Source organism: Kitasatospora sp. NPDC127060, from assembly GCF_042724935.1.
Classification (GTDB): Bacteria; Actinomycetota; Actinomycetes; order Streptomycetales; family Streptomycetaceae; genus Kitasatospora.
The window spans coordinates 25,005-33,041 of sequence record NZ_JBHXEG010000093.1 but is presented as its reverse complement, the minus strand read 5'-3'; the positions used below and the strand labels follow the sequence as shown (position 1 = coordinate 33,041).

8 protein-coding genes are annotated in these 8,037 nt (G+C 73.6%); 6 read left to right on the top strand and 2 right to left on the bottom strand.

The window, feature by feature from the left end:
• Positions 1-180 precede the first annotated feature (180 nt).
• Positions 181-549 carry a hypothetical protein gene (locus ACFWIS_RS34855; RefSeq protein ID WP_380461322.1) on the top strand — a complete coding sequence of 123 codons (369 nt, stop codon included), beginning with the start codon at positions 181-183 and terminating at the stop codon, positions 547-549.
• Here ACFWIS_RS34855 and ACFWIS_RS34850 read toward each other — a convergent pair.
• A complete protein-coding gene (locus ACFWIS_RS34850; protein ID WP_380461323.1) occupies positions 527-1,153 on the bottom strand; it encodes a TetR/AcrR family transcriptional regulator in 627 nt (208 codons plus the stop codon). The two genes, ACFWIS_RS34855 and ACFWIS_RS34850, sit on opposite strands and share 23 nt — an antisense overlap.
• Before the next feature lie 53 nt (positions 1,154-1,206).
• Here ACFWIS_RS34850 and ACFWIS_RS34845 point away from each other — a divergent pair, with 53 nt between their 5' ends.
• Both ACFWIS_RS34845 and hutH read left to right on the top strand, forming a co-directional pair.
• A complete protein-coding gene (locus ACFWIS_RS34845; RefSeq protein WP_380461352.1) occupies positions 1,207-2,448 on the top strand; it encodes a macrolide family glycosyltransferase in 1,242 nt (413 codons plus the stop codon).
• Positions 2,449-2,594: 146 nt separating this feature from the next.
• Entirely contained in the window at positions 2,595-4,172 is a 1,578-nt protein-coding gene (hutH, locus tag ACFWIS_RS34840) for a histidine ammonia-lyase (protein ID WP_380461353.1), read from the top strand.
• A gap of 74 nt (positions 4,173-4,246) precedes the next feature.
• On the opposite strand, the gene ACFWIS_RS34835 is transcribed toward hutH, so the two are convergent.
• Complete coding sequence (locus ACFWIS_RS34835; protein ID WP_380461324.1) at positions 4,247-4,666, bottom strand: hypothetical protein; 420 nt, start codon at positions 4,664-4,666, stop codon at positions 4,247-4,249.
• Positions 4,667-4,908: 242 nt separating this feature from the next.
• Here ACFWIS_RS34835 and ACFWIS_RS34830 point away from each other — a divergent pair, with 242 nt between their 5' ends.
• The 3 genes from ACFWIS_RS34830 (at position 4,909) to hutU (ending at position 8,036) form a co-directional block, all read left to right on the top strand.
• Positions 4,909-5,778, top strand: coding sequence for a MurR/RpiR family transcriptional regulator (locus tag ACFWIS_RS34830; RefSeq protein WP_380461325.1), 870 nt, complete (start codon positions 4,909-4,911; stop codon positions 5,776-5,778).
• A gap of 73 nt (positions 5,779-5,851) precedes the next feature.
• Positions 5,852-6,178, top strand: coding sequence for a hypothetical protein (locus ACFWIS_RS34825; protein WP_380461326.1), 327 nt, complete (start codon positions 5,852-5,854; stop codon positions 6,176-6,178).
• Between the two features lie 187 nt (positions 6,179-6,365).
• Positions 6,366-8,036, top strand: a complete 1,671-nt coding sequence (gene hutU, locus ACFWIS_RS34820; RefSeq protein WP_380461327.1) for a urocanate hydratase — start codon at positions 6,366-6,368, stop codon at positions 8,034-8,036.
• Position 8,037 lies beyond the last annotated feature (1 nt).

Below are 8,037 nucleotides of genomic sequence, written 5' to 3'. Positions count from 1 at the left end.
TGGGCGCCGTTGGCGGTCTGAAAATCACCCGTCACGCCCCTCTCCGCACCCACCCCCTCCACCGCCCCCTCCCGCAGCGCGTCCCTCTCGCCTGGACCGGGTGAGGGGGAGGTGGGGGTGGAGGGGGTGGGTGGGTGGTGGGAAGGTGGCGGGGGTGGATCGGGGAGTGGGGGGTCGGCGGTGGCCGGACGGTTGGTGGGTGCGGTGGTGACCGGGGTGCTGGTGCTCGGGGGTGGGGTGGTGGCGGCCGGTCCGGCGGCGGCGGTGCCGGTGGTGCGGGTGGCGGGCCATCCTGGGGCGGTGGCTTCGGGGGCGACCGGGCCGGCGGCCGTGCGGACGGCGCCGGCGCGGGTGAAGCAGGTGCGGGCCGGGCTGCGGGCGCACCAGATCACCGATCGCACGGCCTCGCGCCGCACCCGTAAGGCCCGGCGCAGCGTAGTCGGCCGGGCGATGGACGCGGTGTTCGGCCGGGTCGTGCTGGTGGTGCTGGTGGTGCTGGTGGTGGCGGTGCTGGTGGTGGTCGCGCTCAGGCGCCGGAGCGGACGCTAGGGCCCGTCGTGGTGGGGGCGAGGGCCCGGAGGAAGGCGTCGACGAGGCGGTCGGCGTGGTCGTGGGTGAGCGGGCCGAGCCGGTACTGCCAGCGGTAGTAGAGCGGGCCGTAGACCAGTTCGATGGCGAGGTCGAGGTCGGCGTCGGGGGCGAGCTGGCCGGCTTCGCGGGCGGTGCGGAGGCGGTTCCGGGTGATCTCCAGCAGGGGGTCCAGCAGGCGGGTGCGGTACTCGGCGTGCAGCGCCGGGTCGTTGAGGATCTCGGCGATGATGGCGCGGTAGGTGCGGTCGGCGCCCGGGTCGGTGAGCTCGTCGCTGGTGGGGCGCAGGACGGCCCTCAGGTCGGCGGCGAGGTCGCCGGTGTCGGGGAGGGTGAGGCCGCCGTCGCGCTGGTTGACGGCGAGGAAGGCGTCGAAGACGACGGCACCCTTCGAGGGCCACCACCGGTAGATGGTCTGCTTGCCGACGCCGGCCCGGGCGGCGATCGCCTCGATGGTCAGCTTGCTGTAGCCGATCTCGGTGACGAGTTCGGTGGTGGCGGTGAGGACGGCGGCGCGGGCGCGCTCGCTGCGCCGGGCGGGGTCGGGGGTGGTTCTGGGGGCCATGCCGGAAATTGTATGCGCGAACGCGAGACGAGACGTATCGTGTCGTCGTGGCAATGGCGAGACGGTTCGTCTCGTCTCGTTTTTCTCCGGAGGTGCGCATGACTCGTTCCGCCCACGTTCTGATGGTCTCCATCCCGGCCCACGGGCACGTCAATCCCAGCCTGGCCGTGGTCACCGAGCTGGTCGCCCGGGGCCACCGGGTCAGCTACGTCAACGCCGACTCCTTCCGGGAGACCGTCGAGTCCACCGGTGCCGCGTTCGTCCCGTACCCGTCGACGCTGCCGCTCACCGACGACCCGGCCGGCTGGGCGACGGACCCGGTGGCGCTCCAGGAGCTGTTCCTGGACGACGCGCTCGCCATGTGGCCCGTGCTGCTGGAGCGCTTCGGCGACGGCGCGGACCGCCCCGACCTGGTGCTCTGCGACATCGCCGGCTTCGCCGGGCGGGCGCTCGGTGAGCGGCTGGGCGTGCCGGTGGTGCAGCTGTCGCCGACCTACGTCGGTTGGGAGGGCTTCGAGGAGGACCACCCGGAGGTCTTCGAGGCGATCCGCACGGCTCCCGGCGGGCCCGAGCACTACCGGCGGTACGCCGACTGGCTGGCCGAGGCAGGCGCCGTGCAGCGGGACGTGGAGGCCTTCAAGGGCCGCCCGGAGCGCGCCGTCGCGCTCATCCCGCGCGCCCTGCAGCCGAACGCGGACCGGGTGGACGAGCGGCGGGTCACCTTCGTCGGGCCCTGCTTCTCGGACCGCGGCCACCAGGGCGCCTGGCAGCGGCCGGCCGGCGCCGGGAAGGTGCTGCTGGTCTCGCTGGGCTCCGCCTACACCAACCAGCCCGCGTTCTACCGGGCCTGCATCGAGGCGTTCGGCGGCCTGCCCGGCTGGCACACCGTGCTGCAGGTCGGCCGGCACACCGATCTGGCGGAGCTGGGCGAGGTGCCGGACTCGGTGGAGGTGCACCGCTGGGTGCCGCAGCTGTCGGTGCTCGCCCAGGCGGACGCCTTCGTCACCCACGCCGGCATGGGCGGCTCCAGCGAGGGGCTGTTCCACGCCGTGCCGATGATCGCGGTGCCGCAGGGCGTGGACCAGTTCGCCAACGCGGACGCCCTGGTCGGCCTCGGTGTGGCCCGGCGGGTGGACGCCGACGCGGCCACCCCGGAGGCGCTGCGCGGTGCGCTGCTGGAGCTGGTCGGGGATGCCGGGGTGGCCGAGCGGCTGTCGGTGCTGGCCGCGGCCGGCCGGGCCGAGGGCGGCACCGCGCGGGCGGCGGACCTCATCGAGGCCGAGTTGAAGGGGTGAGCCCCGGGGTTGTGGGGGAGGGTGGGCACCGGGGGTCGGTTGAGGAGGACCCCCGGGGAGCGGCTCGGATCGGGGCGTCCGAGAATCCGGATGGCGAGCAGCTGTTGTCATATCTTCATTCACCTGGTGTGATTGTGTATATGGATATGCACAGTGCTGTGGTCCCCGACGCTCCGCTGGTCCAGGTCGGCAAGGCCGACGTCAGCGCGGAGGACGTCCTGGCCGTCGCCCGGGGCAACGCCCGGGTCGAGATCGGCCCCGACGCGCTCGCCGAGATGGCGGCCGCCCGCGCGCGGATCGACGCCCTCGCGGCCGAGCCGCGCCCCGTCTACGGCGTGTCGACCGGCTTCGGCGCCCTCGCCGTCCGGCACATCAGCCCCGAGCTGCGCGCCCAGCTGCAGCGCTCGCTGGTGCGCTCGCACGCGGCCGGCATGGGCCCGGCCGTCGAGCGCGAGGTGGTCCGCGCGCTGATGTTCCTGCGGATGAAGACGCTGGCCTCCGGCCGCACCGGCGTCCGCCCGGTGGTCGCGCAGACCATGGCCGCCCTGCTCAACGCCGGCATCACCCCGGTCGTCCGCGAGTTCGGTTCGCTCGGCTGCTCCGGCGACCTCGCGCCGCTGTCGCACTGTGCGCTGGTGCTGATGGGCGAGGGCACCGCCACCGGCCCCGACGGCGTGGAGCGGCCGGTCGCCGAGCTGCTCGCCGCCGCCGGCATCGAGCCGGTCGAGCTGCTGGAGAAGGAGGGCCTGGCCCTCATCAACGGCACCGACGGCATGCTCGGCATGCTGGTGATGGCCATAGCCGACCTGCAGCGGCTGTTCACCACCGCCGACATCACCGCCGCGATGACCCTGGAGGCGCTGCTCGGCGCCGAGAAGGTGCTCGCCCCCGAGCTGCACGCCCCGATCCGCCCGCACCCCGGCCAGGCGCTGAGCGCCGCCAACATGCTCGCCGTGCTCAAGGACTCCGGCCTCACCGGCCACCACCACGACGACGCGCCGCGGGTCCAGGACGCCTACTCGATCCGCTGCGCCCCGCAGGTCGCCGGCGCCGGCCGGGACACCCTGGCGCACGCCCAGCTGGTGGCCTCGCGCGAGCTCGCCGCCTCGGTGGACAACCCGGTGGTGCTGCCGGACGGACGCGTGGAGTCCAACGGCAACTTCCACGGTGCGCCGGTCGCGTACGTGCTGGACTTCCTCGCCATCGCCGCCGCCGACCTCGGCTCGATCTCGGAGCGCCGCACCGACCGGCTGCTCGACCAGGCCCGTTCGCACGGCCTGCCCGCCTTCCTGGCCGACGACCCGGGCGTGGACTCCGGGCTGATGATCGCCCAGTACACCCAGGCGGCGCTGGTCAGCGAGAACAAGCGGCTCGCCGTCCCGGCCTCGGTCGACTCGATCCCGTCCTCCGCGATGCAGGAGGACCACGTGTCGATGGGCTGGTCGGCCGCCCGCAAGCTGCGCCAGGCCGTCGACAACCTCGGCCGCATCCTGGCCGTCGAACTCACCGCCTCGGCCCGCGCGCTGGAGATCCGTCAGCAGGCCGACTCGGGCGTCCGGATCGCTCCGGCCACCGCGGCCGCGATGGCCGCCGCCCGCGAGGCGGGGGTGGGCGGCGCCGGCCGGGACCGCTTCCTCTCGCCGGACCTGGAGGCCGCCGCCGCGCTGGTCGCCACCGGCGACCTGGTGCGGGCGGTGGAGCGGGTCACCGGACCGCTGGCCTGACGTGCCCCCGGTGCGGGGCGGCCGTCGGCCGGGACGTGCCGTGCGGGTCCGACCGGGATCCGCGCGGCACGGTCTCAGTCCCAGTCGCCCCGCGGCCGGCGCTCCTCCCGGTCGCGGCGGTTGCCCAGCGCCGCGGCGAAGTTGACCCCGGCGATGCCCGCCCAGCAGGCCAGCAGCCCGGCGAAGCCGCCGCCGGCGGGGCTGCTCGCGATCGCGGTCAGCGGGATGCCCAGGGCCAGCGAGACCACTGCCAGCTTGTTGCCGGAGCGGCTGGGGGACCAGCCGCGGCGGGGGCCGCGGTCCCGGTGGTGGTGGGACGGCTCGTAGTCGTCCAGCCGCGCGGCCACCGAGCGCTCCACCCGGGCGTCCAGGCGGGCGTCGAGGCGCTTCATGAACGAGTCGACGAGCTCCTCCTCGTACTCCTTGCCGAGCTCCTTGCGGGCCTGAAGGGTGGCGTCGAGGTCGCGCCGCAGGTCGTCCTGGCGAGTGTCCATGCCAGTAGCGTGGGGCCGCCGCGCCGTCCGGTCCATCCGTTCGCGGGGGATATCCGGGCGGGCTCAGGGAGAAATCAGGGTTACCCCGAGGGCTGTACTCCGGTGTCCGCCCCGGCGTCCGTCCCGCTGTCCGATCATTGGGACGTCTCATCCGGCGTCCCGCCGTACGAGACGTCTTTGCCAGGCGCGACGAGCTGCTGCACAGTCGTCGTTTCGAACGCTCGCATCCGGAGGTAGAGCTGATGACCGCCACCGACGAGGCCGGTACCGTCGGCCCCTCCGCCCGGCTGCTCCAGCTGTTCGAAGGGCACCGGCTGACGCCCACCCAGCGGCGGATCGCGCACTCCCTCGTCCGGCACGCCACCGAGGCGCCGTTCCTGTCCAGCGTCGAGGTCGCCGAACTCGCCGGCGTCAGCCAGCCCTCCGTCACCCGCTTCGCCGTCGCGCTCGGCTACGACGGCTACCCGGCGCTGCGCCGGCAGCTGCGCGAACTCGGCGCGGGCGAACCGGCCGCGCCCGAGACCCCGGACGACGCGGTGCGCAACGAGCACCAGCAGGCCGTGCTCGCCGAGATCGAGCACCTGCGCCACCTCGCCGAACTCCTCGCCGATCCCGAGCCGATCATCCGGGCCGCCCGGCTGCTCGCCGCCTCCCGCCCGCTGCCGGTGCTCGGGCTGCGGGCCGCCTCGGCGCAGGCCCGCGGCTTCGCCTACTTCGCGGCCAAGGTGCACCCGGACATCCGGCTGCTCGACGAGGGCGGCAGCATGCTCGCCGACCGACTGGAACAGGCCACCGCGGCGGGGGCGACCGCCCTGCTGTGCTTCGCACTGCCGCGCTACCCGCGGGAGTTGATGGACGCCCTGGTCGTCGCCCGGGAGTGCGGGCTGACCGTGCTCACCGTGGCCGACAGCGCCTTCTCGCCGGTCGCCAAGCTCTCCGACCTGATGCTGCCGGCCGCCGTCGGCACCGGGCTGGTCTTCGACACCGCCTGCGCGCCGATGATGCTCGGCCGGGTGCTGTTGCAGAGCATGTGCGACGAAATGCCGGGCGCGGAGGCCAGGTTGGAGGCGATCGAGCAGTCGGCGGCGGCCCGGGGGCTGTTCTTGGAGTAGGCACGGCCTGGAATAAGGCCGGGGGAGTACTCGCCAGGAACCCGGGCATCCCCTATGGCAGGGGGTGCCACCCATGCGCGTGATCCACGAGATGAAGTTCGTCGCCCGCCTGACCTCGGGTGCCGACGAATGGTCCTGCCCCGCCTGCGGGCGCCGCGTCACCCTGCGGCGCCTGCCCGAACCCGAACTGACCGTCCTCGACCCGGGCGACGAGTCCGCCGTCCACGTGGGCGTCATCGAACCCGCCGCCGCGGCCGACGCCGCCGCGGCCGCCGAGAAGTACGGCCTCGGCCCCGTCCAGAACGTCCCCCGCCCGCCCGCCCCGCCCGCCCCGGACGCCGCCGACCGCCGCTGGCTGGCCGAGATCGGCATCGACTGGGACGGCGGCGCGGCTGCCTGAGGCCCTCCACCCCGGTTCGTCCGGTCCGCTCCAGCCCGTACCGGCCGTGCCGGGGGCTTCGGCGTGCCTGGAGGCTGCTTCCGGCCATGGCTGTTCCGATGGATCCCGGGTCTGGTCGAAAGCTGATTGTTTAGTTATATTCAGCCAGAGCAGTCTTGAATGAATCCATCCGCAGGGAGGCCGGGACATGGTGCAGCAGCAGGCGAGCGGACCGCGTGAGGTGCGTGCGGCGCGCGGGACGGGGCTCACGACGCAGGGGTGGCAGCAGGAGGCCGCCCTGCGGATGCTGATGAACAACCTCGACCCCGAGGTGGCCGAGCACCCGTCGAAGCTGGTGGTGTACGGCGGCACCGGCAAGGCGGCGCGTGACTGGCGCTCCTTCGACGCGATGGTGAAGACGCTGCAGGGGCTGAAGCAGGACGAGACCATGCTGGTCCAGTCCGGGCGGCCGGTCGGCGTGATGCAGACCCACGAGTGGGCGCCGCGCGTGCTGATCGCCAACTCCAACCTGGTCGGCGACTGGGCCAACTGGGAGGAGTTCCGCCGGCTGGAGAGCCTCGGGCTCACCATGTACGGCCAGATGACCGCCGGGTCGTGGATCTACATCGGCACCCAGGGCATCCTCCAGGGCACCTACGAGACCTTCGCCGCCGTCGCCAACAAGCGGTTCAACGGCACGCTGGAGGGCACCATCACCCTCACCGCCGGCCTCGGCGGGATGGGCGGCGCCCAGCCGCTGGCCGTCACCATGAACGGCGGCGTGGCGATCTGCATCGACTGCGACCCGTCCCGGATCGCCCGCCGGATCGAGCACCGCTACCTGGACGTCGAGGCCAAGGACCTCTCCCACGCGCTGGAGCTGGCCACCGCCGCCCGCGACAAGCGGCAGCCGCTCTCCATCGGCGTGCTGGGCAACGCCGCCGAGCTGGTCCCGCAGCTGCTCGCGATGGACGCGCCGATCGACATCGTCACCGACCAGACCAGCGCCCACGACCCGCTGGCCTACCTGCCGGTCGGCGTCGCCTTCGACGACATGGCCGACTACGCGGCCGCCAAGCCCGCCGAGTTCACCCAGCGCGCCCGCGAGGCGATGGCCGCGCACGTCGAGGCGATGGTCGGCTTCCTGGACCGCGGCGCCGAGGTCTTCGACTACGGCAACTCGATCCGCGGCGAGGCCCAGCTGGCCGGCTACGACCGGGCCTTCGCCTTCCCCGGCTTCGTCCCGGCGTACATCCGCCCGCTGTTCTGCGAGGGCAAGGGCCCGTTCCGCTGGGCCGCGCTGTCCGGCGACCCGCAGGACATCCACAAGACCGACAAGGCCGTCCTCGACCTCTTCCCGGAGAACGAGTCGCTGCACCGCTGGATCAAGATGGCCCAGGAGAAGGTGCACTTCCAGGGCCTGCCCGCCCGCATCTGCTGGCTCGGCTACGGCGAGCGCGACAAGGCCGGCGAGCGCTTCAACGACATGGTCGCCTCCGGTGAGCTGTCCGCGCCGATCGTGATCGGCCGCGACCACCTGGACTGCGGCTCGGTCGCCTCCCCGTACCGCGAGACCGAGGCGATGCTGGACGGCTCGGACGCCATCGCCGACTGGCCGCTGCTCAACGCCATGGTCAACGTGGCCTCCGGCGCCTCCTGGGTGTCCATCCACCACGGCGGCGGCGTCGGCATCGGCCGCTCGATCCACGCCGGCCAGGTCACCGTGGCCGACGGTACGGCGCTGGCGGGCGAGAAGATCCGCCGGGTGCTCACCAACGACCCGGGCATGGGCGTCATCCGCCACGTGGACGCCGGCTACGACCGGGCCACCGAGGTCGCCGCCGAGCGTGGGGTCCGCGTCCCGATGGGCGAGCTGTGAC

Bases quoted from the DNA above. Each gene is read 5' to 3' on its own strand.
- hutH (WP_380461353.1), top strand. From the start codon at position 2,595: ATGCACAGTGCTGTGGTCCCCGACGCTCCGCTGGTCCAGGTCGGCAAG.
- ACFWIS_RS34830 (WP_380461325.1), top strand. From the start codon at position 4,909: ATGACCGCCACCGACGAGGCCGGTACCGTCGGCCCCTCCGCCCGGCTG.
- ACFWIS_RS34850 (WP_380461323.1), bottom strand. From the start codon at position 1,153: ATGGCCCCCAGAACCACCCCCGACCCCGCCCGGCGCAGCGAGCGCGCC.
- ACFWIS_RS34835 (WP_380461324.1), bottom strand. From the start codon at position 4,666: ATGGACACTCGCCAGGACGACCTGCGGCGCGACCTCGACGCCACCCTT.
- hutU (WP_380461327.1), top strand. From the start codon at position 6,366: ATGGTGCAGCAGCAGGCGAGCGGACCGCGTGAGGTGCGTGCGGCGCGC.
- ACFWIS_RS34845 (WP_380461352.1), top strand. From the start codon at position 1,207: ATGGCGAGACGGTTCGTCTCGTCTCGTTTTTCTCCGGAGGTGCGCATG.
- ACFWIS_RS34825 (WP_380461326.1), top strand. From the start codon at position 5,852: ATGCGCGTGATCCACGAGATGAAGTTCGTCGCCCGCCTGACCTCGGGT.